Raw genomic sequence first — 25976 nt, 5'->3', positions numbered from 1 at the left:
ACGATGAACCGAACCTACCGTATCGACGATGGCCGTCAGACCCTTGTGCTGGCGGCCCGCAACGACCGACTGCCGGAAGTCGTCTATTGGGGCGCGTTGCTGCCAGTAGGGGAAAACCTCGACACCTTGCAGGCGGCCCACAGGATTGATGTCACAGGCGGGATGCTGGACGAAAATCCGGACCTGTCGATTTGCCCCGAAGCCACGCGCAGTTTTCCCGGCCAACCCGGTCTGATCCTGCGTGACAGTGACGGAACGCCCCTGCTGCCCAAGTTCTGTTTCGAGAGCGTTGCGCAGAACGGTGCGCTGGAACTCACCTATAAGGACAAAGACAACGGGCTGAAGCTGACCGTTCACTTTGAAAGCGACCAAGAGACGCATGTGATCACCTGCCAGACCACACTCGACGCGACCCGCCCTCTGCATCTGCACTGGCTTGCTGCCCCCGTTTTGCCAGCGCCACAGCAATCTGACGAGATGATTGACGTGTCGGGGCGGTGGTGCGGTGAATTCCAGTTGTCCCGCACCGCTTGGGCACCCGGGATGCGTTACCGTGAAAACCGCACGGGCCGCACAGGGCACGAGCACTTTCCAGGCCTGATCGTACCTTGCCGTGGTGCCACCAATACCGAGGGCGAGGCCTATGCCTTTCATTATGGCTGGTCCGGCGGGCACAAGATGATTGCCGAAGAATTGCAGGACGGCCGCCGCCAGATCCAATGGGGGCACGCGGCCAGCATGGAACCGCAAGCAGCGACACAGTTCAAAACCGCGCCGCTCTATATCTCGTATTCAGACACCGGACTGAACGGCTGCGCCGTTGCCTTCCAACGCCACCTGCGCGACCGGATCGTGACCCTGGCCCAAGCCGGACGCGCCGCGCCCGGTGCACTATAATTGCTGGGAGGCCGTTTATTTCGACCATAAACTGCCTGTTCTGAAAGACATCGCTGATCGCGCGGCCGCGCTGGGGGCCGAACGCTTTGTGCTGGATGACGGCTGGTTCGGCAACCGCGATGACGACACCCGCAGCCTCTCGGACTGGACGGTCGATCCGCGCAAATACCCCGACGGCCTGCACCCGTTGATCGCACATGTGCACGGGCTTGGCATGACCTTCGGCATCTGGTTCGAACCCGAGATGATCAATGAGGACAGCGACATTCACCGCGCGCACCCCGATTGGGTGTTAGGCAGCGAGGACCAGACCCTTGGCCGCCAGCAAAAAGCGCTCAACATGGCGAAGCCTGAGGTCCGCGATTATCTTTACGGCCGCATGTCAGCAATCCTGCGCGACCACGCCATCGACTATATCAAATGGGACCACAACCGCGTTCTGCCGATGCCCGATGCATCGCAAACACGCGGCTCATACGCGCTGATCGACAGGTTGCGCGCGGATTTCCCTGACGTCGAGATCGAAAGCTGTGCCTCGGGCGGTGGCCGGATCGACTTTGGCATCCTGCAACGCACCCAACGTGTCTGGCTCTCTGACAGCAACGATGCGCTGGAGCGTTTGCGCATCCAGCATGACGCGGCTTTGTTCCTGCCATTGTCGGTCACCGGCAGCCACGTTGGCCCACGCCATTGCCATACGTCGGGGCGCACCCTCGACATTACGTTCCGTGCATGGGTCGCGGCCCAGCGCCATATGGGGTTCGAGATGGACCCACGCGAACTGGACGCACGCGAAACGGCGGTGCTCACGCAGGTGACAGGCTGGTGGAAAGCCAACCGCCACTGGATGCAAACGGCCGACATTCTGCGCCTTGATAGTGCCGATCCTGCGGTCATCGCCGAACAGCAATTGGCCCGCCACAAGGACCGCTTTGTGGTTTTTGCAGGCAAGGCCGCAACCAGCGCCCAGATTTCCCCGCGCCCCTTGCGCCTGACGGGGCTAGACCCCGACGCCATGTACCGCATCGACCTGATCAACCGCGAGGATCTGCACCACCTGTCACGGGGAACACCCGCGCTGAAGGATGCCCCACTGGAACTCTCCGGTGCCTATCTGATGCGCCATGGCGTTACCTTGCCATGGTCCTTCCCCGAACGCATGTGGGTCGTGGAAGGAGCGCGGCTATGAACGCGACCTTCCATGACCTCAAAGGTGCCTCGGTCTTTATTACAGGTGGTGGCAACGGCATCGGTGCCGCGCTCACCGACGGGTTTCTGGCGCAGGGGGCACGGGTCGCCTTTGTGGGGCGCTCGGATGCCAGTTATTTTGTGCAAGAGATGGGCGACAAGCACGGCACCGCGCCGCTCTTTATCCAATGCGACATCACCGACACGCCCGCCCTTCAGTCCGCCATGGATCAGGCGGTTGCAGCGCATGGTCCCTTGAACGTGCTGGTTAACAATGCTGCCAACGACATGCGTTATGACGCGATGGAGATTTCAGAGGCAGATTGGGACAGCCAGCATGCAATCAACGCGAAAGCCTATTTCTTTGCATGCCAGAAAGCTGCGGCTCTGATGGCCCCGAAAGGGTCCATCATCAACTATTCCTCGATCACCTATCTGATGGGCTTGGCAGGCATGGTGCCTTATGTGACCGCCAATGCGGGCATCACAGGCATGACCCGCGCGCTGGCCCGTGAATGGGGACCGAAAGGTATCCGCGTGAACGCCATTGCCCCCGGCTGGGTCTTTACCGAAAAGCAGGAAACCATGTGGGCGACACCCGCCTCCAAAGCAGCGTTTCTGGAAAAGCAATGCCTGCAGGAATTCATGCGGCCTGAAGACATGGTCGGCGGGACACTGTTTTTAGCCTCTTCTGCTTCTGCTATGATGACGGGGCAGACCATTGTAATCGACGCAGGCGTGGTAGGAACCGGATGACCCAAGCACAGATCAAAGCCGATTGGATCGCCGTGGACTGGGGCACCAGCAACATGCGCGCCTGGGCCTTGTCGGCCAGTGGCACGGTTCTGGCTGAGGCCAGTTCCGATCAAGGCATGGGCAAGCTGCGCCGTGAAGATTTTGAGGCAGCCCTGCTCTCTGTCGTCCAGGACTGGATTGACGGCCCGACAACCGTGGTTGCCTGCGGTATGGTCGGGTCACGCCAGGGCTGGGTCGAGGCTCCTTATGCCGCGGTCCCTTGCGCCACCCTGCCCGAAGGTTTGGTCCAAGCGCCCGTGACGCATCCTGACCTTACCGTCTATGTCATCCCCGGCATCAAGCAGATGTCCCCCGCTGACGTGATGCGCGGCGAAGAAACGCAAGTCACCGGCTTTCTGGCGCGCAACAAGAATTGGGACGGCGTGATCTGTCTACCGGGCACACATACCAAATGGGTGCATGTCAGCGCGGATGAGGTTGTCAGCTTTCAGACCTTCATGACCGGTGAACTCTTCGACACCATCGCCACGCAAACGGTATTGCGCCACTCAATCGCCGCCGATGGCTGGGATGATGCCGCCTTTGCCGAAGGGCTCGAAATGGGGCTGTCGCGCCCTGAACGCATTGCTGCGCGACTGTTTTCATTGCGCGCCAATGGGTTGCTGAACGATATGGCAGGGACAGCGGCACGTGCACAACTGTCCGGCCTGCTGATCGGCACGGAACTGGCCGCGGCAAAACCCTATTGGCTTGGCCAGCACATCGCGGTGATCGGGGAAAGCAAGTTGTCGAAACTCTATATCGACGCTTTGGCGACGCAGGCCGCACCCGCAACTCAAGTCAACGCGGCGACGATCACATTGGCTGGCCTGACGGCCGCCTATCAGCGCCTGAAAGGATAACATATGCATCGCCCCTTGATCGCGATTTTGCGCGGCGTGACACCCAGCGAAGCGGCCCCGATGGCCGCCGCCCTGATTGACGCAGGCATCACCAAAATCGAAGTCCCTCTGAATTCGCCGGATCCCTTCGCCAGCATCAAGGCGATGGCCGATGCCCATGGCAGCGATGCGCTGATCGGCGCAGGCACAGTACTATCGACTGGCGATGTGGGGCGTGTGGCGCAAGCAGGTGGCAAGCTCGTGGTTTCGCCCAACTGCGACCAGCGCGTGATTGTCGCCACCAAGACCGCTGGCATGCAAAGCTGGCCCGGCGTGATGACCCCGACAGAGTGCTTTGCAGCCCTTAAAGCCGGTGCTGACGGGCTCAAGATCTTTCCTGCCAGTCTGCTTGGGCCCGAAGGCATCAAGGCAATCCGTGCGGTGTTGCCGACAGGCACGCAGGTCTATGCAGTGGGCGGCGCAGGGGCTGACAACTTTGCGGAATGGATGGCCGCTTCGGCGGATGGCTTCGGCATTGGCTCTGCCCTTTACAAACCCGGTTTTTCAGTGGCCGATGTCGCAGCAAGGGCGCGCGATATGGTCGCCGCCTATGATGCGGCTGCGACATGATTTACGATGACACCCAGTGCCAGCTTGGTGAAGGACCGCTTTGGCATCCTTTGCGCAAGCAACTGTTCTGGTTTGATATTCTGGGAAAACGCCTGCACACGAAAGGCCAGCACTGGCAGTTTGACACCTATGTCAGTGCCGCCGGCTGGACCAGTGAAAGCACCCTGCTGATCGCGTCCAGCAGCGCGTTGATGCATTTTGATATCACGACCGGAGGAACCGAGATCATCGCGCCACTGGAGGCCGACAATCCGGTCACGCGCTCGAACGACGGCCGCGCGGACCCGCAGGGTGGTTTCTGGATCGGAACCATGGGAATTGATGCCGAAGACGGCGCGGGCGCTATCTATCGCTACTATAAAGGCGAGCTGCGCCAGCTTTACCCCGAGATCACGATTTCCAATGCGATCTGTTTCGCGCCAGATGGCAAGACCGCCTATTTCACCGACACGCCGACGCAACAGATCATGCGCGTGGCGCTTGATGACAACGGCTGGCCCAAGGGCGAACCAGTGCTGCACATCGACCTCAGCCGCACACCGTTCCGACCTGACGGCGCGGTCGTCGATGCCGCAGGCAACCTGTGGAACGCGCAATGGGGTGTCGGGCGGGTGGCCGTCTATGACCCGTCCGGGGGTTTCCTTGAGAGCTACAATTTTGCTGCGCGCCAAACCTCTTGTCCGGCATTTGGCGGCGACGATCTGCAAACGCTGTTCTGCACCAGTGCCGCGGTTGGGCTAGAGGGCCCTGAGCAGGGTAAAACATTTGCCGTCCCGACGAAGGCTACTGGACAAGCCGAACATCAGGTTATCCTCTAAACCGCACCCCAATCTCTCAAGAAGGTTCCACACCATGAAACGCACGCTTGGCGTCTGTTATTATCCCGAACATTGGCCTGAGGACCAATGGGCAACTGATGCCGCCCAAATGGTGGCGACAGGTCTGACTTGGGTGCGCATCGGAGAATTTGCATGGGCGCGTATGGAACCCAGCCCCGGCACCTTCACATGGGACTGGCTGGACCGTGCGATTGCCGTTCTGGGCGAAGCGGGACTGAAGATCATCCTCGGCACCCCCACAGCGACACCACCCCGTTGGATGGTCGACAAATACCCCGATATGCTGGCGGTTGACGCGCAGGGACAGCCCCGCAAATTCGGATCGCGCAGGCATTACGACTTCAGCCATCTTGGCTACCGCGAGGAATGCCGCCGCATCGCGCGGCTCATGGGCGAACGCTATGGCAGCAACCCGCATATCGCTGCGTGGCAGATCGACAATGAATACGATTGCCACAACACAACGCTGAGTTACTCTGATGCTGTGCGCCAAGGGTTTCAGGACTGGCTGGCGCAGAAATACCAGTCCACCGATGCGCTGAACCGTGCGTGGGGGAACGTGTTCTGGTCGATGGACTATGATACGTTTGATCAGATCGACCTGCCCAATCTGACAGTGACCGAACCCAACCACCCGCATCAGCTTGCTTTCCGGCGCTATAGTTCGGATCAGGTGGTCGCCTTCAATAAGGTACAGGTGGACGAACTGCGCAAACATACCGACGCGCCACTGATCCACAACTACATGGGGCGGATCACGACGTTCGATCATTGGAAGGTCGGTGCCGACCTCGATATCGCGTCCTGGGACAGCTATCCGATCGGGTTTTTGTCGGACCGCCTTGAAGGGACGCCGGAATTCAAACGCGCGTTCCTGCGTCAGGGCCACCCCGACAATCAGGCCTTCCACCACGATCTTTACCGCGCTGTCGGCAAAGGGCGGATGTGGGTCATGGAACAACAGCCCGGCCCGGTGAACTGGGCTCCCTACAACCCTGCCCCCCTGCCCGGCATGGCACGTCTTTGGACGTGGGAGGCCTTTGCCCATGGGGCCGAAACCGTCTGTTATTTCCGCTGGCGGCAAGCCCCTTTCGCGCAAGAACAGATGCATGCGGGGCTTTTGCGTCCTGACAGCGCGCCGGCCCCTGCATTGGCCGAGGCGCGACAAGTGGCGGACGAGATTGAAACGCTGGCCAGTGTTGGTACAGCAAAGGCGCAGGCCGCATTGGTCTTTGATTACGAAAGCGCATGGGGCTGGGATGCCCAGCCACAGGGTGCCGATTTCGAGATGTTCCGCCTTGCCTTTGCCGCCTATTGCGCGCTGCGCAGGGCGGGGTTGAATATCGACATTCTGCCGCCCGATACCGCTGACCTTTCAGCCTACAAGCTGGTGATGGCACCAGGGATCATGTCACTCTCGGAGCCGCTGCGCGCTGCTTTGGTCCGTTTTGAAGGCATCGCCCTGATCGGCCCGCGCAGCGACACAAAGACCGACGAGTTGAGCATCCCCACGCCGCTTGGCCCGAATCTGCCGGGGCTTGATGTGAGCGTCGCACTGACTGAAAGCATGCCGCCTGATGATGGGATTGCGCTGGAAGGCGGCGGGCAGTTCCTACATTGGTTCGAGCACCTTGAAGGCAAGGCCGAGACATTTGTCGCCACCCAAGCAGGACAGCCTGCGATCATGGGCAGTAAAAACCTGCGCTATCTCGCGGGCTGGCCGGATGACCGCACGTTTGACCAGATTGTTGCGGGCTTGTGTGACGCGCTTGGTATGGAAACCAGGCAACTGCCTGAAGGTCTGCGCCTGCGCGACACCGAAACGCACCGGTTCTATTTCAACTATGCCGCTGTGCCGTTGACGTGGGAAGGCGTAACCATACCTCCTGCGGGTGTGCATTGGGAGGAACTGTGATGACCCACTTCGGAACCACGCAAGACGGGGAGGACGTGCTTCAAATCACACTCTCAAGTGGCGATCTGAGCGTCGATATTCTGACACTGGGTGCCACCGTGCAAGCGGTGCGCCTTGCAGGGGTGCCCTACAATCTGACCTTGGGGTCAGAGCGGTTCGCGGATTACGCCACGTCCATGGATTATTTCGGCGCGATTGTCGGTCCGATTGCCAACCGCATCGGCAATGCGCGCGTGCGCCTTGACGGGATGATGCACGAACTTGAACGCAACGAGAACGGCGATTGTCACCTGCATTCAGGCAGTGAGGGTGTCCACCGCAAAAACTGGGCGGTGCTGGCACAGGCCGCTGATCGCGTCACGTTGGGTTTGCGCCTGCCCGATGGTGTAGCGGGCCTGCCCGGCAACCGCGATATCCGCGTCATTTATCAGGTCACAGCACCTGCAACGCTGACCATGCAGATTGACGGCACGACCGACGCAACCACCTGCATGAATTTCGCCAGCCACATTTATTGGAACCTTGATGGTAGCGAGACATGGGAAGGCCACGCGTTGCGGATTGCTGCGGATCACTATCTGCCGATTGACGACCGTACCTGCCCCACAGGTGAGATCGCAGCCGTTGACGGCACCGACATGGATTTCCGCACCAGCCGCAAACTGGTGAAAGGTGCACCGGCGCTTGATCACAATTTCTGCCTCTCGCAAGAAGCGACCGATCTGCGCGATGTCCTCTGGCTGACCGGCGCCTCTGGCCTGCAGATGACCCTCGCCACGACAGATCCCGGGATGCAGATCCACGATGCCGCAGGATCACACCGTCCGGGCAAGCCGGTTTACGAGGGCATCGTGATTGAACCGCAGCATTGGCCGGACGCGCCCAACAACAACCAATTTCCTTCGATCAAGGTCACGGCTGATAAAGCGTACCATCAAGTGACCCAATGGCGGTTTGAGAAGACGACTTGATCGCCAAGTCAACTTAGCAAAAGTTGCTGATCCCTTTAGCTGTTTTTTCATAGATTTCGTCAGAAACGCGGTCCGGACACGGTAGCGCGCCTTGCTGTCGCACCCCCCTGACTTACCGCCTTGATATGCTATTTAGCACTGCAAGCGGATTAGGCCGCCCAGAAAGACGACGTCACGTTATGGAACTTGAAACCCTTCTTCTGTCGCGGATCCAGTTTGCCGCGAATATTTCATTTCACATCCTGTTTCCAACGATCACGATCGCATTGGGCTGGGTGCTTTTGTTCTTCAAACTGCGCTATAACCGCACTGGCGAAGAGCGCTGGATGGAAGCCTATCGTTTCTGGGTGAAAATCTTTGCGCTCTCGTTCGCGATGGGTGTCGTGTCGGGCATTACGATGTCTTTCCAATTCGGCACGAACTGGCCCGGTTTCATGGAAAAGGTGGGCAATATCGCAGGGCCATTGCTGGCCTACGAAATCATGACCGCCTTCTTCCTCGAAGCAGTCTTCCTTGGCATCATGCTCTTCGGCTTTAGCCGCGTGCCCAACTGGGTGCACACGCTGGCAACCTTTCTCGTGGCTTTCGGCACGATGATGTCGGCATTCTGGATCATTGTTCTGAACTCATGGATGCACACGCCCCAAGGGTTCGAGATGATCGACGGCGTTGCGCATGCCACCGATTGGTCGGCCATTATCTTTAACCCGTCCATGCCGTACCGCTTTACGCATATGGTCTTGGCCAGCTTCCTGACCGTCAGCTTCCTGATTGCCGGTGTCAGCGCGTTCCGTTGGCTCATTGGCGGGCGCACCGAAGGGGTACGCGTGGCAATGAAAACGGCCATTATTGCCGCGGCCGTGCTGATCCCCGTGCAAATCCTTGTCGGCGACATGCATGGCCTGAACACCAAAGAGTATCAGCCAGCCAAAGTTGCCGCGATGGAAGGCAATTGGGAAACCTCCACTGGCGTGCCGCTGATCCTGTTTGCGATCCCCGATGAAGAAGCACGCGAAAACCGTTTTGAAATCGGTATTCCCAAACTGGCGTCGTTCATCCTGACCCATGACTGGAATGGTGAGGTGAAAGGCCTGAACGAGTTTGTGACCGAAGATGGAGAGGTACTGCACCCGCGTGTCTCGCCCGTGTTCTGGTCCTTCCGCGTCATGGTCGGCACTGGCCTTCTGATGCTGCTGGTCAGCTGGAGCGCCACCTATATGATCATGCGCCGCAAGCGCGGAGTCGAAGGACTGCCGAAACCAATGCTCTATGCGCTGATCGGCATGAGCTTCAGCGGCTGGTTGGCCACGCTGGCCGGCTGGTACACGACCGAGATCGGCCGTCAGCCATGGTTGGTCCAAGGTGTGATGACAACCAAAGAAGCCGTGGCCGATGTGCCCGCGCCCTTGGTGCTGTCGACCCTGATCGCCTATCTGCTGGTCTATGCAGGGCTTTTGTTGGCCTATATCTTTGTCATCTTCTATCTGGCACGGAAAACCGCACGCGGCGAAAGCATCGGCACAAACATCGCACCGTCGCCAGCGGCGGCCCCCAAAGCCATGCCAGCGGAGTAACCAGAAATGAACTATTTCGGAGACCCCACCATCTGGCTGCCTTTCGTTTTTGCAGCCCTGATGGGTGTGTCCATCCTGATCTACGTGATCCTGGACGGATTTGACCTTGGCGTGGGGGTGTTATTCCCCTTCGCCAATGACGACGAAAAAGACCGTATGATCGCCTCGATCGGGCCGTTCTGGGACGCGAACGAGACCTGGCTGGTGCTGGCAGTTGGCCTGTTGTTGGTGGCCTTCCCATCTGCACATGGGGCGATCCTGACCGCGCTGTACCTGCCTGTGGCGATCATGCTGATCGGGTTGATCCTGCGCGGCGTGGCCTTTGAATTCCGCGCCAAGGCACCTGCGCCACACAAACACCTGTGGAACAATGCGTTCTTTGCAGGCTCGCTCATGACCTCGCTCAGCCAGGGTTTCATGCTGGGCATGTATGTCATGGGGCTTGAGTGGACTTTGGCAAATGTCGCTTTCGCGATTTTGACGGCAGTGTTTCTGACTGTCGGCTATAGCTTCATCGGGGCCACTTGGATCATCCACAAGACATCCGCCGTGCTGCAGGCCAAAGCGGTGGAATGGGCCAAAGGCGGCATTTGGGGGTTGGTCTTGGGCATTGGTGCGATTTCGCTTGCTACGCCGTTTGTCAGCACCCGTATCTTTGACAAATGGTTCAGCTTTCCCGAGGCACTTTACTTGTCGCCCCTGCCAATCCTGTCGGGTCTTCTGGTGGTATGGCTTTGGTCCATGCTGCGCAAAATGCCTTATGCTGAGGACCGTCGGTCTTGGCAGCCCTTTGCCGCCGCGACAGCCCTCTGGATCACCGCGTTTGGGGGGATGGCCTATAGTTTCTATCCCTATGTGGTGCCTGAACAAATCACGATCTATGAGGCCGCCAGCGCGCCGGAGAGCCTGTTTATCATCCTGATCGGCACCTGCATCGTATTGCCGACGATCATGGGATATACTGTTCTGTCCTACTTTATCTTCCGCGGCAAAGCGACCGAGTTGCGGTACGACTAGGGGGCGTGACCCGATTGATGCACGTAAGGTGGGTTTAAACCCACCTTACTGTCAGAATCGGTTTGACACCCCTGCCCCCATTGCGTAATCGGACGCTCGTGGAACGGCGCGGTAGCTCAGTTGGTTAGAGCGAACGACTCATAATCGTTAGGTCGGGAGTTCAAATCTCCCCCACGCCACCACCACCCCATCCCCCAACTGTTCGTTCCTGTTGCAGCGAACATACGGGGCCACTTTCCCACTGCGCTCTTTGCCGTTAATGAATCGTCATCACGGGAGAGTATGGACATGACAGTTCTTGACCAAATAGCACAGACCATCGGGGCGGACCGCATCCTGACGGGCGCAGATGCTGCGCCCTACGGCAAGGACTGGACAGGCGCTTATACCTCCACCCCTCTGGCGGTCCTGCGTCCGGCAAGCACCGCCGAGGTGGCTGCCATCCTCAAGATCGCAAATGAAACCAAAACCCCTGTCGTTCCCGCCTCTGGCCGCACCGGCCTGACCGGTGCAACGCTGGCGCAAGACGCTTTGATGCTCTCGGTCGAACGCCTCAACGAGATTTCCGAGATCAACGTGGCGGGGCGCACGGCAACAGTCGGCGCAGGTGTGGTTCTGTCAAATCTGCACGACGCGGTCGAAGCGCATGACCTGATCTTTCCCCTCACCCTCGGCGCGCGCGGCTCTGCCATGATCGGCGGGCTGTTGTCGACCAATGCGGGCGGTTCAAACGTGGTGCGCTACGGCAGCACGCGCGGGCTCTGTCTCGGGCTCGAGGTCGTCATGGCCGATGGCAGGATCATGAACCTGATGAGCGCGCTGCACAAAGACAACTCCGGCCTTGACCTGCGCAACCTTGTGATCGGGGCAGAGGGGACACTCGGGATTATCACCGCTGCGGTCCTGAAGCTGCGGCCCAAGCCGCAGGCCTATGCCACAGCGATGGTCGCGGTACCTTCACTTTCCGATGCGCTGACCCTGCTCTACCGGTTGCAGGACGAGACCGGCAACGGTGTTGAGGCTTTCGAATACATGCCACGCAGCTATATCCGGAAACATCGTCAGTTGTTTCCCGATGTCGCCGGTCCTTTCGACGAAGACTACGACGTGAACATCATGATTGAGGTCGCAGCAACCCGCACCAAAGACGCGGCTCCTGGTACGGACGGTAGCCTGCCTGTCATGCGCGCTCTGGAAGAGACACTTGGCGCAATGCTGGAAGAGGGAACCGTTCTTGATGCGATCATCGCGCAGAACGAGACGCAGCGCCGCGAAATCTGGAAGCGCCGCGAGGACGCAGGCGAAGTGGCCTTCTTCGGTGGTGTCTTTGTGAACACCGATGTGGCTGTGCCACTGGATAAGGTCGCAGCCTTTGAACAAATGCTGACGCCGCGCATCAAAGCGATTGATCCCGACGCAGAGGAAGTGATCGTCGCCCACCTTGGCGACGGGAATATCCATCACACCAGCTACATCAGCCGTAATGACCCTGAAGCAATGAAAGCGCTGGTCGAGGCGGTTGAGGATGTGGTGCAGGAACTGGGCGGATCGTTCAGCGCCGAACACGGGATCGGCGTGTCAAAACTTGAGACGATGAAGCGGCGCAAGGATCCGGTGGCGCTGGATGCGATGCGTGCAATCAAGGCAGCCCTTGATCCCAACAATATCCTGAACCCGGGCAAGGTGATCCCGCCAGCGTAACGCCACAAGAAAATTCGCGAATTTTCTTGTGGGCCGAAAAGGAATTTCGTGAAATTCCTTTGCTCAGGAAAAGAAGTCGGGGCCCGCCTGCGCGAGCAGTTTCGCCGCCATTGCGCGGCCCATTTCGGCACCATCTTCAATTGCACCGGACACGTCATCGGCAAAGACAGCGCTGCCATCTGTGCGTAAAATCTCGCCACGGAGGCGGAGCGCGCCGCCATCCAGTTCTGCCAAGCCGCCAATCGGTGTCTCACAAGACCCGTCCAGATGCGCAAGGAACGCACGCTCCGCCGCGAGCCGCTGACCTGTTGGCCCATCATGGATCGCAGCAAGCATCTCTGCGGCGCGGTGGTCATCACCACGGCGTTCAATGCCAATCGCGCCTTGCGCCACCGCAGGCAGCATATCTTCAGGCGCTATAGCGGTGCGCGGCACGTCCGTCATATGCAAACGGTTCAAACCCGCCATCGCAAGGAACGTCGCCTCGGCCACCCCATCACCCAGTTTCTTCAGGCGGGTCTGCACGTTCCCACGGAATTCCACAATATTCAGGTCGGGCCGCTTGGCCAGCAACTGCGACCGGCGGCGCAAGGATGATGTGCCAACCGTCGCACCCTGCGCCAGATCATTCAGCCCTTTGGCGCTGAGCGAAACAAAGGCGTCGCGCACATCTTCACGCGGCAGATAAGTATCGAGCAACAAGCCACCGGGCTGTTCCACCGGCATGTCCTTCATCGAATGGACAGCGATATCAATTGATCCGTCCAGCAGCGCTTCTTCGATTTCACGCGTGAAAAGGCCCTTGCCGCCGATCTCTTTCAAGGGGCGGTCCTGAATGGCATCGCCCGTGACTTTGATCACACAGATTTCAAAGGCATTTTCTGGCAGATCAAAGGCGGCCATCAACCGCGCGCGCGTTTCATGCGCCTGGGCCAAGGCCAAAGGCGAACCACGGGTTCCGATGTTGAAAGGCGAAGCGGGGGTGGGCAAATTCACTGTCATGTCTGGATTGTTAGACGTGTAAACCTAGCCTGACAACTCCCTTGACAACTTCTTCTGCAATTGGGACCACAGGAAGATTACAAAAGGACATCCCATGGCCCAGCAAAAGACCATCCTCCGCGCCCTCGCAGGCGAAACGCTTCCCACGCCTCCGATCTGGATGATGCGTCAGGCAGGGCGTTATTTGCCTGAATATAAGGCCACACGCGCGCAGGCCGGTGATTTTCTGTCACTCTGCTATAACCCCGAACTCGCTGCCGAGGTCACGTTGCAGCCAATCCGCCGCTATGGCTTTGATGCAGCGATTCTTTTTGCCGATATCCTGCTCTTGCCACAGGCACTTGGCGCGGACCTGTGGTTCGTCACTGGCGAAGGGCCGCGGCTTTCGACAATTACCTCTGCGGATGAGCTGACCAAGCTGAAACCCATCGAGGCGATTCACGACACACTGAACCCTGTTTACGAGACCGTAAAAATCCTGTCGCAAGAACTGCCCAAGGAAACCACACTGATCGGCTTTGCGGGCGCACCGTGGACCGTGGCGACCTATATGATTGCTGGCCAAGGCACGCCTGACCAAGGGCCGGCCCATGCATTGAAGGCCGAGAACAAGCCTGTCTTCGAAGGCATCATCAACCGCCTGACCGAAGGTACCATCGCCTATCTGTCCAAACAGATCGAGGCAGGGGCCGAATGTGTCAAACTCTTTGACAGCTGGGCGGGATCGCTGGAAGGCGATGATTTCACCAACTATTCAATCAAGCCGATGCAACGCATCACCGCCGCACTGAAAGACAAACACCCCGGCATTCCTGTCATCGCATTCCCGCGTGGTGCAGGCACGAAATACGCAGGTGTGCATGCCGCCACAGGGGCCGATTGTGTGGCTGTAGATGACGGCGTCGATGCCGCTTGGGTCGCCGAACACGTCCAGAAAGACGGCTGCGTGCAGGGCAACCTCAAATCTTCGCATATGGTGACGGGTGGTGACACGCTGGTGTCCGAGACACGCCGCATCGTTGATGCGCTCTCGAACGGGCCGCATATTTTCAACTTGGGTCACGGGATCACGCCTGATGCCGATCCCGCCAACGTGCAATTGATGATTGATACGGTGCGCGGGGCCTGAGACTGGATATTTCAACGTGAGAGGATAGTCTGGATCCGCAGACAGGAGCCCGCGTTGAAAATACCGTTCACCTTGCGATTTGCCTACTACAGCTTTCGTGCGGTCGTCCGCGCGGGACTGTTGCTGCTTTTCGCGTGGATTTTCCTGATCCCGGCCACCGCCGAAGACGTCTCAGCACTCGGCGCACGGGAAGGACAAACCTATCCGGTTGGATTGCGCATGATGCGGGCGGCAAAGGTCTTTGTCGCTGTCGCACCACCGCGGGCCTATGACATGATCGCGATGGGCCTGCCGCAAGACGTACCACCCTTCATGGTCCGCCTCGCGTTGATTCAGATGGCAGCGGGCAATGTCTTGCCCGCCTCGACACGTGTATCACCAACCGCACCAAACAGTCGTGATATCGAAGGGCCGCGCTTTATTCAGGTGGACTAGGTCAGACCCATTTCGCCAAAGGCGGCAGGCTCATCAGCACCGCGTTCGCGTCATGGCCCGTCGTCAGACCGAACTTTGTGCCACGGTCATAAACAAGGTTATATTCGGCATAGAGCCCGCGGTGGATCAACTGTGTCTCTTTATCCGCATCCGTCCAAGGCGTATCACGGCGCTTTTCGACAAGCGGCACATAGGCAGGCAGGAAGGCTTTGCCGATATCCTGCGTCAGCGTGAAATCAGCCTCCCAATCCCCGGTGCAATAGTCGTCCATAAAGATACCACCGACACCGCGCGCACGGTTGCGGTGGGGGATATAGAAATACTCATCCGCCCACGCCTTCAGCTTGGGGTAATGTTCCTCGCCATGCGGATCGAGATGCGCCTTTTGGGTCGAATGGAAATGGGCGGTATCCTCGGCATACTCGATGCAGGGGTTCAGGTCGGAACCGCCACCGAACCACCACGCATGGGGTGTCCAGAACATACGTGTGTTCATATGCACAGCAGGCGCATGGGGGTTTTGCATATGGGCGACCAATGAAATGCCCGACGCCCAAAAGCGGGGATCCTCGGCCATGCCGGGCACACCACGGGCGGCCATCGCCTTTTGTGCCGCATCCCCCAACTGGCCGTAAACGGTAGAGATATTCACGCCGACCTTCTCAAACACGCGGCCACCGCGCATGACGGACATCAGGCCACCACCTGCGTCTGATCCATCATCCGACGTCCGCGTCGTCTCGGAGACTTCGAAACGGCCAATCTCACCTCCGCCTTTGTAGCTGTCTTCCAGCCCTTCAAAGGATGCCACGATCTCGTCGCGCAATGTGCGGAACCATGATGATGCTTTGCTTTTTTCCGCTTCGAAACCGTCTGACATACTTGGTCTTTGTCCCTGATATTGAATAACGTGTATTGTTTGTCTTTAAGCACCATAATGATCATGCAACGATGATCCAGAACAAAACCGGAGACATCTCAATGCGCCGCGCTCTTTTCATTCTTCCCCTTGCTGTCCTGTCGGCCTGCGCCACCCCGCGCGAGCAGTGCATCAGTGAAGTCACACGCGATACCCGTATTCTGAGCAGTCTGATCAACGAGACCCGCGCAAATCTCGCACGTGGTTATGCCATCGAGGAACGGCAAGAGGTTCGGACGGTGCGTGAAATTTGTCGTGGGCGCAATGAGGACGGAACGACATTTACATTCCGCTGTGATGAGACCGAAACCTTCACGACAGCGGTACCTGTCGCCATCGACCTGAATGCCGAGCGCGCGAAACTGGACTCACTGGAAGAACGTTTCGCGCAATCACAAGCAGCGTCCAATCAGGCCGTCGCTCAATGTATTGCGCTGCACCCTGAATGATTAATGCGCGGCGACTGCTGCCGGATCAATCAAGGTCCGGCCGCCGTCGACCGTAATGATCTGTCCGGTCACAAAGGCAGCGGCATCCGACGCAAGATATTGCACAGCATCAGACACCTCGCTCGGGCTTGCGATGCGGTGCAGCGGCGTGCTTTCCACAATGGCTTCGCGCATTTCGTCATGATCCTTGAGTGACCCTTTCAGGCTTGCGCTCATGACGCTGCCAAAGGCCACCGCATTCACGCGGATGCCGTGCGGTGCAAGGGCCACAGCCAAGGAACGTGTCATCTGGTCTGACGCGGCAGAGCTGACGGAATAGGCCAGCAGATCAGGATGCGTACGCCGCGCAGCAATCGAGCTGAGGTTCACAATCGACCCAATAGGTTCGCCTGTTTCGCCATCGGCCTGTTTGATCATGCGGCGCGCGACAGCCTGGCTTACGCGCAGTGCTGTCATGGCGTTTTGCTGGAGCAGTTCCTCGACAGAGTTGTCGTCAGGATCAAGGGGGTCGGTTTCCATCACCTGCCGCGCGGCATTGACCAGAATATCCACGCGCTCAAACGCATCAATGGTGGCGGACAGCAGGTTCGCAATCGTCAGTTTCTTCCGCAGGTCACCGGCAAAGATCAGGATATTCTCTTCCTTGTCAGCCTCATCTCCGATTTCATGCATCAGTGTTTTCTCATCCATGTCAGCGAAAACGACATTCGCGCCCATTCTGACAAAATGACGTCCGATGGCCAAGCCAACACCATTGGCTGCACCCGTCACAATTGCCGTCTTTCCAGAAATGGAAAATGACATCTTTGCTCTCCCTTGATCCGCTCAGCGCTGTGGCCGATTGGCGTGGAATATTTTGAATGCACCATTACCCGCAATCATGTCCACATTGCGGAAACATTCGGTCAGGGTCGCCTCATAAGGCAAATGGCGGTTGGCAACCATCCAGAGTTTGCCATGCGGGGCAAGCAGGCGGGCCGCCGCTTGGATAAAGCTGCGCCCAAGGCTCGGATCAGAGGCGCGGGAAGTGTGAAACGGGGGGTTCATCACGATGCCATCGTAGCCGGATCCGTCAAACTGCGTCGCATCTGCCCAATGGAAATGGACGCGCGGGTCGCTGACATTCAGCTTGGCGCATTGCAAAGACAGCGCCTCGGCCTCGATCAGATCAAGCGATTTCACCCCGTCGCGCGCCAGAACGGGTGCGGCCAGATACCCCCAGCCAGCACCCAGATCAGCCATGCGCGCAGGCAGCTTGGCAGGAAGCGCCTCGGCCAGAAGGGCCGAGCCCGCATCAACAGCACCGTCCGAGAACACACCGGCAGATGTGAAATAGCCGTGCGGGCCTTTGGCAGGTGCAGGGGCTGTCCAAGCGGCAAAAGCATCTGTCGCAGCGAACCAGAAAATCCGCCCGTGGCCCTTGGGGATAGAGGGCAGGTCGCCCAAAATCTTGCGGCAGGATTTGAACAGACTATCCACGCCATCGGTCTTTTGCCCGTCCACGATCACAAACTCGGCCTTGGCGCAGGCCTCCGCGACCATCGCGCGCGCCAGCGCTTTGGAGCGTGGCACAACGACGATAGCGACAGCGCTCTGCTGCAAATCCTGGCGGACGTCATAGCCGGCAGCCTGCCACGCAGCGACATCGGGATAAAACCCGTGCACAATGCGGATATCATCGCGCGGCAGGGCAGAGACATCATAGGTTGCTGATGGGCGCATCAGGGAAATGTTGCCCGAAGGCAACGCGATCATGCCATCTGCGATAGCGGTGCTGAGACGGGACTGGGACATCTGGGGGTGCGAATAGCGACGAGGCTATTCTTTCTCCATCGTACATTGGAGGGGATGTTGATGCCGCTGGGCAAAATCCATCACCTGCGCAACTTTGGTTTCGGCGATCTCATGACTGAAGACGCCGACAACGGCGACACCCTTCTTGTGCACCGTCAACATCAGTTCAAAGGCCTGCGCATGCGAAAGGCCGAAGAAACGTTCCAAGACATGGACGACAAATTCCATCGGCGTGAAATCATCGTTCAGGATCAGAACCTTATACATGGGCGGGCGCTTGGTCTTGGGCTTTGTCTCAAGTGCTACGCCGACATTTCCGTCGTCGTCTCCCTTTTTGTCAGCCATCATGTAAAACTCTTTGCGCATTCCATCCGCCCTGTGTGCTTGGCGTTATATATAAGGCACAGGTGGGGCATGAAAACCCCATCTGTCACAATCAATAACATGCCGTGAAAGACGGGAAAATCAGCTATCTTGCGCCATGATCGCGCCACCTTACTACATGTTGCGAGTATAGGCGAGAAGCGTCGGAAAAGTCTTTGAATTTAGGGTATTTTCTGAAAACGCGACTTATGCTAGCCTTTGCTTATAACAATAAGACCACCGGAAAAATCCGGGGTCATTGAGGCAGAAAAAGAGGCAAGCGACGTGACAAGTCGTCTGGGACAGCGGGCCCTCAGCGGGCTATTTCTATGCATAATTCTGGTATGCGTACTGGTCGCACCGATCCGTGCGGCCGCAGCACCATACGCGGCCATGGTGATGGATGCGCGAACGGGTGAAGTCTTGCATTCGCGCAATGCCGATACGCCATTGCATCCCGCATCCCTGACCAAGATGATGACGCTCTATGTTGCCTTTCAGGCAATCGAGCGCGGCGAGATCACGCTCGATACCCCTGTCCGCATCAGTCGTCTTGCAGCATCCGAACCCCCGTCAAAATTGGGGCTGCGCGAAGGGCAAACGATTGCCCTGCGCTTTTTGTTGCGTGCCGCTGCTGTCAAATCCGCAAATGATGCCGCCACAGCGATTGGCGAAGCGATATCGGGCTCTGAAGCGGCCTTTGCCACACGCATGAACCGCACCGCCCGCGCCATGGGGATGCGCGACACAAACTTTCTCAACGCCCACGGGCTGACCCAATCCGGCCATTTGTCGACTGCGCGCGATATGACCGTGCTGGGCCGTCACGTGATTTATGATTTCCCGCAGTACTATAATCTTTTCTCCCGCCGCTCTGCCGATGCAGGCGTGGCCACCGTCCGCCACACGAACCGTCGCTGGCTGGATAGCTATGAAGGCGGGGACGGTATCAAGACGGGTTATACCCGTGCCGCCGGCTTTAACCTTGTCGCCTCGGCGCAGCGCGGTCAGGAACGTATTATCGCGACCGTCTTTGGTGGATCGTCCACATCAGCCCGTAATGCGCGGATCACCGAACTGATGGACATGGGCTTTAACCGTGCACCATCTCGTGCGACGATCCGTCGCCCGAACCCACCGGCGCCGATGCTTTCAAGCTCGGATGGTGGCGGGCAGGCAAACCCCGGCAAGATCGTCCGCGTCAGCGGTCTGGTCACGCGGAGTATCCGCCCCGTTGCGCGCCCGACAAGTGCGCCGGTTTCCGAAGAAATCCTTGTAGCTGCCGTTGATACCGATGTGATCAACGCAGCCATCGCCGATACGGTCAATGCGGCACTCGCCGAAGCGCTCGGTGCCTCAACCCCAACAGCACCACCCACGCAAGTCATTGCGAACGCTGTTCCCGCGGTCACACCTGTCCCTCGCCCCTCACCACCGACACAGGTTGCCGCTTTGACACCCCAAACTGCCATCACAGACACAGGACCAGAGGTTGTGACACGCATCTCGACGTCCGGAGGGCGGCATTGGGGTGTCAATGTGGGACGGTATAACACCCGTCATGACGCGGAACGGGTCCTGCTGCGGGTTGCACTCAACGAAATGAGCGCGCTTGACGGCTCGCTCCGGCGCGTGGTGCAGCGGTCTGGCGGCTTTGACGCGAACTTTATGGGGCTGACCCGTGAAGGGGCGGATCTGGCCTGTCGCAGGTTGCAGGCGCGCGGAACCACGTGCTTCATGATCGGATCAGAAGGGTAGGACACGGTCACAGCGCCACTGTTCGTCCCTTACACACCAGATTGACGTTGGCGCGAACCAGTGCCGGGTTGGGTGATTTCAAAAACACCGCCTAGACGTCAATGGGAAGCCCGCCGGACACTTTCATTTGACGGAGAATAAAGTTGGTCGTGGTTGTACGAACCACACCAAGGCGGAGAATTTGTTGCATGATGAATTGCTCCAGCGCTTCCGGATCTTTCGCTGCGATCTTGAGAATAAAGTCGAAGTCACCGGTTATCGACGCACACTCCAACACATGTTGGTCACGTTCGATAAAGGCCTCGAATGCTCTGATCGTGGCTTCGCTGTGATCAACAAGCGAAACTTGGACATGCGCAAATGCATTCAACCCGAGCTTTTTACTGTCCAGAATCGCTGCGTACCGCAAAATATAGCCGTCCTCCTCCAATCGCTTCATGCGTCGCCAGCAAGGCGATGGAGAAAGGCCCACTGCCTCTGACAACTCATGCGTACTCGCGCGTCCATTGCGCTGCAGGACTTTCAGAATAAGCCGCTCAAATGTATCAAGCATGATTTGCCTCAATCCATATGTTTATCAAAAAAATTTGTCCCATATTGGCCCATATTAGTACTCTTAGGTAACTTTATTCTGCATTCTCACACCATCATGCCTCAAGCAAAGCGTGAGGTCAAAGATGCCGAAAGATACCAAATATGTCGCTAAGCAACCCGATGAAAACGGGATCATCGTATATTCAGACGCCGAGAATGCCGTATGGCGTGATCTGGTCGCACAGCAGCAACCGAGTGTGAATGCTCTTGCCGCGCGGGCGTTTCTTGAGGGCCAAAAGAAGCTTAACCTGCCCACAGACCGCGTACCGCAATGTGTCGAGGTTTCGCAGGTTCTGACTGATTTGACGGGCTGGAAAGTAGAACCTGTTCCCGCCTTGATCGGCTTTTCTCGGTTTTTCAAAATGCTATCCGAATGCACATTCCCTGCGGCATCTTTTATCCGTGATCGCGAGAGTTTCGACTATATCGAAGAGCCTGATATTTTCCACGAAATCTATGGGCATACGCCGTTGCTGACCGACGCGCGGTTTGCCAAGTTTTCGCAGTTTATCGGCAAAACGGGCTTCGTGTGCGATAAGGCCGATTATGCGTGGTTGATCCGGCTATACTGGTTTACCGTTGAGTTTGGATTGATCCAAGAGGGCGAAACGATCAAAGCGCTGGGATCAGGCCTTGCATCTTCACCAAGTGAGCTGGGCCACGCAATCCATGAATCATCGGTCGTGCGCAAGCCATTTGAGGTGATCGACATTTTACGCACGCCTTACCGGATCGACATCAATCAACCGATCTACTTTGTGCTGGAGAGCGTCGACCAACTGCTTGAGACATGTCAGCGCGACCTGCTCGCCGATATTGCAAACGCCCGATCCCTCGGTCTGCATGCGCCGACATATCCGGAAAAGACAAATGTCAGTGAATGATTTAACGGCAAAGAGCTGCGCGGCCTGCGAGGGCTGGGTGCCACCACTGAGCGATGCGCAGATTGCAGCACTCAAAGCCAAGCTTGATCCCGCATGGCACATGGACGAAAAAGCGGAAAGCCTGTCTCGGAAATTCACCTTCAAGGCATTTGCAAAGGCGGTCTATATGGCCAACCTCGCCGCCTTCATCAGTGACAAAGAGGGGCATCATGCAGATATTGCTTTTGGATGGGGCTATTGCCACGTCACATTCACGTCGCATGAACTGGGTCGTTTGTCAGAGAACGATTTCATTTGCGCAGCAAAGCTGGACGCCGCTGTTCGCTAATTGAGAATGGCGGGAGGGATCAAGCGTCTCCGTCCGCGCAGGAAGGGACAGTTCTGCTATCCCACGCGGTCGCCAGTCACGACGGTATCACTTTTCTCAGGCAACCTTACCTTCGAAAGCCGCGGCCATCAGCGCGCGCGTATATTCGGTCTGCGGCGCGTCAAAGATCGCATCGGCATCACCTGCCTCGACGACATCGCCCTGTTTCATCACCATCACCTTATGGGACAGCGCGCGCACAACCTTCAGGTCGTGACTGATAAACAGATAGGCCAGCGCATATTTCTGCTGCAATTCACGCAGCAAATGCACGATCTGCACCTGTACTGTCATATCCAGCGCCGAGGTCGGTTCATCAAGGATCAGCAGTTTGGGCCGCAGGATCATCGCCCGCGCAATCGCGATCCGCTGACGCTGGCCACCTGAAAACTCATGCGGGTAACGATCCATCAGTGCCGGATCGAGGCCCACTTCGGCCATGATTTCCCCAACCATATCACGGCGGTCACGTCCGGGTTCCACCCCGTGCACCCCAAGGCCTTCGGCGATAATTTCAGCCACCGTCATCCGCGGGCTGAGCGAGCCATATGGGTCTTGAAACACAATCTGCATGTCACTGCGCAAAGGCCGCATCTGGCGTTGGTTAAGGTGCTGGATATCCGCGCCACGAAAGGCGATCCGCCCTTCCGAGCTGATCAACCGCATGACCGCGAGCGCCAGAGTGGTCTTTCCCGATCCGCTTTCCCCTACAACACCCAAGGTTTCACCCGCGCGCACCGTCAGGGTCGCGTCATTTACCGCTTTGACATGCCCCACCGTCCGTTTCAGCAAACCACGTTGGATCGGGAACCAGATGCGTGCCTGCACTGTTTCCAAAATCACGGGTGCATCCGGTTGCACCGGTGCCGGGGCTCCGGTTGATTCCGCAGCCAAGAGCATCTGCGTATAAGGGTGCTGCGGGTGCGCAAACAATTCCGCTGTCGGCCCCGTTTCCACGATCAGCCCGTCTTTCATCACGCAGACCCTATCGGCGATCTTGCGCACGATCGTCAGGTCATGGGTGATGAACAGCATCGACATGCCTGCGTCACGTTTCAGATCCGTCAGCAGGTCCAGAATCTGCGCCTGAATGGTCACGTCCAGCGCCGTCGTCGGTTCATCCGCAATCAGCAACTCAGGCCCATTCGCCAGCGCCATCGCGATCATCACCCGTTGACGCTGCCCACCGGAAAGCTGATGCGGATAGGACCCAAGGCGGCTTTCGGCGTCGCGGATCCCGACACGCTCGAGCAGTTCGATGATCCGCGCGCGCACCGCTGGACCACGCAGGCCCTGATGCAGCTCAATACTCTCGGCCAACTGCTTTTCCAGCGTGTGTAGCGGATTGAGCGAGGTCATCGGCTCTTGGAAGATAAAGCTGATGTCATTGCCGCGCACACGGCGCAAAGCGCGTTCATCCGCGCCGACCATTTCTTCGCCCGCGTATTTGATCGACCCCGCCATTACAGCACTGTCGCCGAGCAATTGGACAGTGGACAGCGCAGTTACGGATTTTCCAGACCCGCTTTCGCCCACAATCGCGACGGTTTCACCCTTTTGCACCTGAAAGGACACACCTTTTACCGCATGGGTTGGCGTACCTTCCTGCCGGAAAGCAACGCGCAGATCTTTCACATCAAGGATCGGCGTGGTCATGATGCACGGGCCTTTGCCGCTTCGGTCTCAAAAAGCGTGTCGTCCTTCACCACGTTGCCATCCGCCACAAAGGTCTTGCGCGGATCAAAGGCATCGCGCACCCCTTCAAAGATGAACACCAGAAGCGACAGCATGATCGCGAACGTAAAGAAGGCGGTAAAGCCCAGCCACGGCGCTTGCAGGTTTTGTTTGGCTTGCAAGGTCATCTCGCCCAGCGACGGGGCCGAGGATGGCAGGCCGAAGCCCAAGAAATCGAGCGACGCCAAACCACCAATGGCCCCTGTCACCAAGAATGGCAGCATCGTCACCGTGGCCACCATCGCGTTGGGCAGCATATGGCGGAACATGATCGTCCGGTCGCGCACGCCTAAGGCACGGGCCGCACGGACATATTCAAGGTTGCGCGCACGCAGGAACTCGGCCCTCACAACACCCACAAGGGCGGGCCAGCCAAACAGCACTGTGAGGAATACAAGAAGCCAGTAACTTCGCCCCAATATCGCAAAGACAATGATGATCACGTAAAGTGACGGCATCCCCGTCCAGATCTCAATGAACCGCTGAAAGATCAGATCGGTCCAGCCGCCGAAATACCCCTGCACAGCACCCGCCATGATCCCGATGATGGATGCTGCAACTGTCACAGTCAGCGCGAAGGTCACCGATAATCGGAACCCGTAAATCACCCTCGCAAGCACGTCGCGCTTGGTATCATCGGTCCCAAGCCAGTTATCGGCACTGGGCGGGGCGGGTGCGACACCGCCCACATCCACGATGGTGTTGTAGGAATAAGGGATAATGGGCCAGAGCATCCAGCCTGCCTGAAAGTCACCATCCAGCGTCTCGCCTGCTTCGACAGCGGCGATAAGTGTCTCGGGATCATCAAAACACTCTTGCAGACCGCCTGTGACAATCAGGCAATCGACCTCAACCTCTCCGTATCCGGCCTCGGTCGGGAAATCACCGCCAAAGTCCTGCTCGGAATAGAAACTGAAGATCGGCATGCGGATTTCGCCGCGATAGCTGACGGCAATCGGTTTGTCGTTGGCGATGAATTCGGCAAAAAGCGACAGACCGAAGAGAATACCAAAGATGATCAGCGACCACGTCGCCCGTCTGTTGCGGCGGAAATTTCGCACACGGCGCTGGTTCAGCGGGGATAGAAAGGGACGTCTTGCCATCAGTTCCGCGCCTCGAAATCAATGCGCGGGTCGATCAGCACATAGGTCAAATCCGTCAAAATCCCCACAACCAGACCAATCAGCGAGAAGGCAAAGAGCGTACCAAATACAACGGGGTAATCGCGCGCTACCGCCGCCTCAAACCCCAAACGCCCCAAACCGTCGAGCGAGAAGAGCGTTTCGATAATCAGCGACCCGCCAAAAAACACGCCGATAAACAGCGCTGGAAAACCCGAGATGACAATCAGCATCGCATTGCGGAAGACGTGGCCGTAAAGAACCTTGCTTTCAGACAGCCCCTTGGCGCGAGCGGTGATCACATATTGCTTTTTGATCTCATCAAGAAAGCTGTTCTTTGTCAGCAAGGTCAGCGTCGCAAAGGCCGAGATCGTCGAGGCCAACACAGGCAACGTGATGTGCCAGAAATAGTCCAGTATCTTGCCGATCAACGACAGCTCTTCGAAATTGGCCGAGGTCAGGCCGCGCAACGGGAAGATGCGGAAATAAGAGCCGCCTGCGAACAAAACGATCAGCAGGATCGCGAACAGAAATCCCGGGATCGCATAGCCCACGATAATGGCGCCGGACGTCCATGTGTCAAAAGGCGTGCCGTCTTTAACAGCCTTTTTGATCCCCAGCGGGATGGAGATCATATACGCGATCAAAGTCGACCAAAGCCCCAAGGTGATCGACACGGGCATTTTTTCCAGCACCAGATCAAGGACGCTGATCGACCGGAAATAGCTCTCGCCGAAGTCAAACCGCATGTAGTTCCACATCATGTTGAGGAAGCGTTCAAGCGGCGGTTTGTCAAAGCCGAACTCGCGCTCGAGATCAGCGATGAAATCCGCAGGCAGACCGCGCCCGCCGATATAGTCGCTGTCACCGCTATCAAGCAATTCGCTCCCGCCGCCGGAAATGCCTTCAAAGACATCACCGCCGCCCTCGAGTTCGGCCAAAATCTGTTCGATCGGGCCGCCCGGGACGAATTGCGTCAGCGAAAAGTTGATGATCATGATCCCCAGAAGGGTCGGAATCACGAGCAGCAAACGCCTGAGGATATATGCTCCCACGTC

24 protein-coding genes, 1 tRNA gene and 1 pseudogene are annotated in these 25976 nt (G+C 57.9%); 17 read left to right on the top strand and 9 right to left on the bottom strand.

Features of this window, described 5'->3' with window-relative positions; genetic code table 11:
- Window positions 1–3: 3 nt before the first annotated feature.
- From SJY29_RS02180 to SJY29_RS02130, 11 genes and pseudogenes are all read left to right on the top strand, one after another.
- Window positions 4–2086: pseudogene (locus SJY29_RS02180) on the top strand (alpha-galactosidase).
- Window positions 2083–2841, top strand: a complete 759-nt coding sequence (locus SJY29_RS02175; protein ID WP_400086261.1) for an SDR family NAD(P)-dependent oxidoreductase — start codon at window positions 2083–2085, stop codon at window positions 2839–2841. The pseudogene SJY29_RS02180 and the gene SJY29_RS02175 overlap by 4 nt, the downstream one beginning before the upstream one ends.
- Window positions 2838–3743 carry a 2-dehydro-3-deoxygalactonokinase gene (locus tag SJY29_RS02170; RefSeq protein WP_400086259.1) on the top strand — a complete coding sequence of 302 codons (906 nt, stop codon included), beginning with the start codon at window positions 2838–2840 and terminating at the stop codon, window positions 3741–3743. Before SJY29_RS02175 ends, SJY29_RS02170 begins: the two co-directional genes overlap by 4 nt.
- A gap of 3 nt (window positions 3744–3746) precedes the next feature.
- Window positions 3747–4352, top strand: a complete 606-nt coding sequence (locus tag SJY29_RS02165; RefSeq protein WP_400086256.1) for a 2-dehydro-3-deoxy-6-phosphogalactonate aldolase — start codon at window positions 3747–3749, stop codon at window positions 4350–4352.
- Complete coding sequence (locus SJY29_RS02160; protein ID WP_400086253.1) at window positions 4349–5170, top strand: SMP-30/gluconolactonase/LRE family protein; 822 nt, start codon at window positions 4349–4351, stop codon at window positions 5168–5170. Before SJY29_RS02165 ends, SJY29_RS02160 begins: the two co-directional genes overlap by 4 nt.
- Before the next feature lie 34 nt (window positions 5171–5204).
- Complete coding sequence (locus SJY29_RS02155; RefSeq protein ID WP_400086250.1) at window positions 5205–7106, top strand: beta-galactosidase; 1902 nt, start codon at window positions 5205–5207, stop codon at window positions 7104–7106.
- Complete coding sequence (locus SJY29_RS02150) at window positions 7106–8077, top strand: aldose epimerase family protein (protein ID WP_400086248.1); 972 nt, start codon at window positions 7106–7108, stop codon at window positions 8075–8077. Before SJY29_RS02155 ends, SJY29_RS02150 begins: the two co-directional genes overlap by 1 nt.
- A gap of 179 nt (window positions 8078–8256) precedes the next feature.
- Window positions 8257–9651 (top strand): cytochrome ubiquinol oxidase subunit I, encoded by a 1395-nt coding sequence (locus SJY29_RS02145; RefSeq protein ID WP_110279835.1) that lies wholly within the window; start codon window positions 8257–8259, stop codon window positions 9649–9651.
- 6 nt (window positions 9652–9657) lie between these two features.
- A complete protein-coding gene (locus SJY29_RS02140) occupies window positions 9658–10668 on the top strand; it encodes a cytochrome d ubiquinol oxidase subunit II (protein WP_400086244.1) in 1011 nt (336 codons plus the stop codon).
- A 105-nt stretch (window positions 10669–10773) separates the two neighbouring features.
- Window positions 10774–10850, top strand: a tRNA-Met gene (locus SJY29_RS02135).
- A 106-nt stretch (window positions 10851–10956) separates the two neighbouring features.
- Window positions 10957–12369, top strand: coding sequence for an FAD-binding oxidoreductase (locus SJY29_RS02130; RefSeq protein WP_400086241.1), 1413 nt, complete (start codon window positions 10957–10959; stop codon window positions 12367–12369).
- Between the two features lie 63 nt (window positions 12370–12432).
- Here SJY29_RS02130 and hemC read toward each other — a convergent pair whose 3' ends face one another.
- The gene (gene hemC, locus SJY29_RS02125) at window positions 12433–13371 is read right to left on the bottom strand and encodes a hydroxymethylbilane synthase (protein ID WP_400086238.1); all 939 of its coding nucleotides are present in this window, start codon (window positions 13369–13371) and stop codon (window positions 12433–12435) included.
- A 94-nt stretch (window positions 13372–13465) separates the two neighbouring features.
- On the opposite strand from hemC, the gene hemE reads away from it, so the two are divergent.
- Both hemE and SJY29_RS02115 read left to right on the top strand, forming a co-directional pair.
- The gene (gene hemE / locus SJY29_RS02120) at window positions 13466–14500 is read left to right on the top strand and encodes a uroporphyrinogen decarboxylase (protein WP_400086235.1); all 1035 of its coding nucleotides are present in this window, start codon (window positions 13466–13468) and stop codon (window positions 14498–14500) included.
- Window positions 14501–14554: 54 nt separating this feature from the next.
- Window positions 14555–14935, top strand: a complete 381-nt coding sequence (locus SJY29_RS02115; RefSeq protein WP_400086233.1) for a hypothetical protein — start codon at window positions 14555–14557, stop codon at window positions 14933–14935.
- Between the two features lies 1 nt (window position 14936).
- Here the strand turns inward: SJY29_RS02115 and hemF are convergent, their stop codons facing one another.
- On the bottom strand, window positions 14937–15815 hold the full coding sequence (gene hemF, locus SJY29_RS02110; protein ID WP_400086230.1) for an oxygen-dependent coproporphyrinogen oxidase: 879 nt from the start codon (window positions 15813–15815) through the stop codon (window positions 14937–14939).
- A 101-nt stretch (window positions 15816–15916) separates the two neighbouring features.
- Between hemF and SJY29_RS02105 the strand changes: the two genes are divergently transcribed.
- Window positions 15917–16303: a hypothetical protein gene (locus tag SJY29_RS02105; protein WP_400086228.1), complete on the top strand. Its 387-nt coding sequence runs from the start codon at window positions 15917–15919 to the stop codon at window positions 16301–16303.
- Here SJY29_RS02105 and SJY29_RS02100 read toward each other — a convergent pair whose 3' ends face one another.
- The 3 genes from SJY29_RS02100 to clpS are packed head-to-tail and all read right to left on the bottom strand — an operon-like array spanning window position 16304 to window position 18463.
- Window positions 16304–17107: an SDR family NAD(P)-dependent oxidoreductase gene (locus SJY29_RS02100; RefSeq protein ID WP_400086225.1), complete on the bottom strand. Its 804-nt coding sequence runs from the start codon at window positions 17105–17107 to the stop codon at window positions 16304–16306. It abuts the gene before it with no gap.
- 21 nt (window positions 17108–17128) lie between these two features.
- The gene (locus SJY29_RS02095) at window positions 17129–18097 is read right to left on the bottom strand and encodes a class I SAM-dependent methyltransferase (protein ID WP_400086222.1); all 969 of its coding nucleotides are present in this window, start codon (window positions 18095–18097) and stop codon (window positions 17129–17131) included.
- A 24-nt stretch (window positions 18098–18121) separates the two neighbouring features.
- On the bottom strand, window positions 18122–18463 hold the full coding sequence (gene clpS, locus SJY29_RS02090) for an ATP-dependent Clp protease adapter ClpS (protein ID WP_055294056.1): 342 nt from the start codon (window positions 18461–18463) through the stop codon (window positions 18122–18124).
- Between the two features lie 282 nt (window positions 18464–18745).
- On the opposite strand from clpS, the gene SJY29_RS02085 reads away from it, so the two are divergent.
- The gene (locus SJY29_RS02085) at window positions 18746–20218 is read left to right on the top strand and encodes a serine hydrolase (RefSeq protein ID WP_400086219.1); all 1473 of its coding nucleotides are present in this window, start codon (window positions 18746–18748) and stop codon (window positions 20216–20218) included.
- Window positions 20219–20309: 91 nt separating this feature from the next.
- Here the strand turns inward: SJY29_RS02085 and SJY29_RS02080 are convergent, their stop codons facing one another.
- The gene (locus tag SJY29_RS02080) at window positions 20310–20771 is read right to left on the bottom strand and encodes an Lrp/AsnC family transcriptional regulator (protein ID WP_400086216.1); all 462 of its coding nucleotides are present in this window, start codon (window positions 20769–20771) and stop codon (window positions 20310–20312) included.
- A 124-nt stretch (window positions 20772–20895) separates the two neighbouring features.
- On the opposite strand from SJY29_RS02080, the gene SJY29_RS02075 reads away from it, so the two are divergent.
- Window positions 20896–21696 (top strand): phenylalanine 4-monooxygenase, encoded by an 801-nt coding sequence (locus SJY29_RS02075; RefSeq protein ID WP_400086214.1) that lies wholly within the window; start codon window positions 20896–20898, stop codon window positions 21694–21696.
- A complete protein-coding gene (locus tag SJY29_RS02070) occupies window positions 21689–22024 on the top strand; it encodes a 4a-hydroxytetrahydrobiopterin dehydratase (RefSeq protein WP_400086212.1) in 336 nt (111 codons plus the stop codon). Before SJY29_RS02075 ends, SJY29_RS02070 begins: the two co-directional genes overlap by 8 nt.
- A 96-nt stretch (window positions 22025–22120) precedes the next feature.
- Here SJY29_RS02070 and SJY29_RS02065 read toward each other — a convergent pair whose 3' ends face one another.
- Genes SJY29_RS02065 through SJY29_RS02055 form a run of 3 tightly spaced genes read right to left on the bottom strand, consistent with a single transcriptional unit; the run spans window position 22121 to window position 25973 of the window.
- Window positions 22121–23719, bottom strand: coding sequence for an ABC transporter ATP-binding protein (locus SJY29_RS02065; protein WP_400086209.1), 1599 nt, complete (start codon window positions 23717–23719; stop codon window positions 22121–22123).
- Window positions 23716–24900 (bottom strand): ABC transporter permease, encoded by a 1185-nt coding sequence (locus tag SJY29_RS02060; protein ID WP_400086206.1) that lies wholly within the window; start codon window positions 24898–24900, stop codon window positions 23716–23718. Before SJY29_RS02060 ends, SJY29_RS02065 begins: the two co-directional genes overlap by 4 nt.
- Window positions 24900–25973, bottom strand: a complete 1074-nt coding sequence (locus SJY29_RS02055; protein WP_400086204.1) for a microcin C ABC transporter permease YejB — start codon at window positions 25971–25973, stop codon at window positions 24900–24902. Before SJY29_RS02055 ends, SJY29_RS02060 begins: the two co-directional genes overlap by 1 nt.
- Between the last annotated feature and the right edge of the window lie 3 nt (window positions 25974–25976).

This window comes from Yoonia sp. R78084, assembly GCF_044595625.1.
Taxonomy (GTDB): domain Bacteria; phylum Pseudomonadota; class Alphaproteobacteria; order Rhodobacterales; family Rhodobacteraceae; genus Yoonia.
This window is presented reverse-complemented; position numbering and strand designations above follow the sequence as displayed.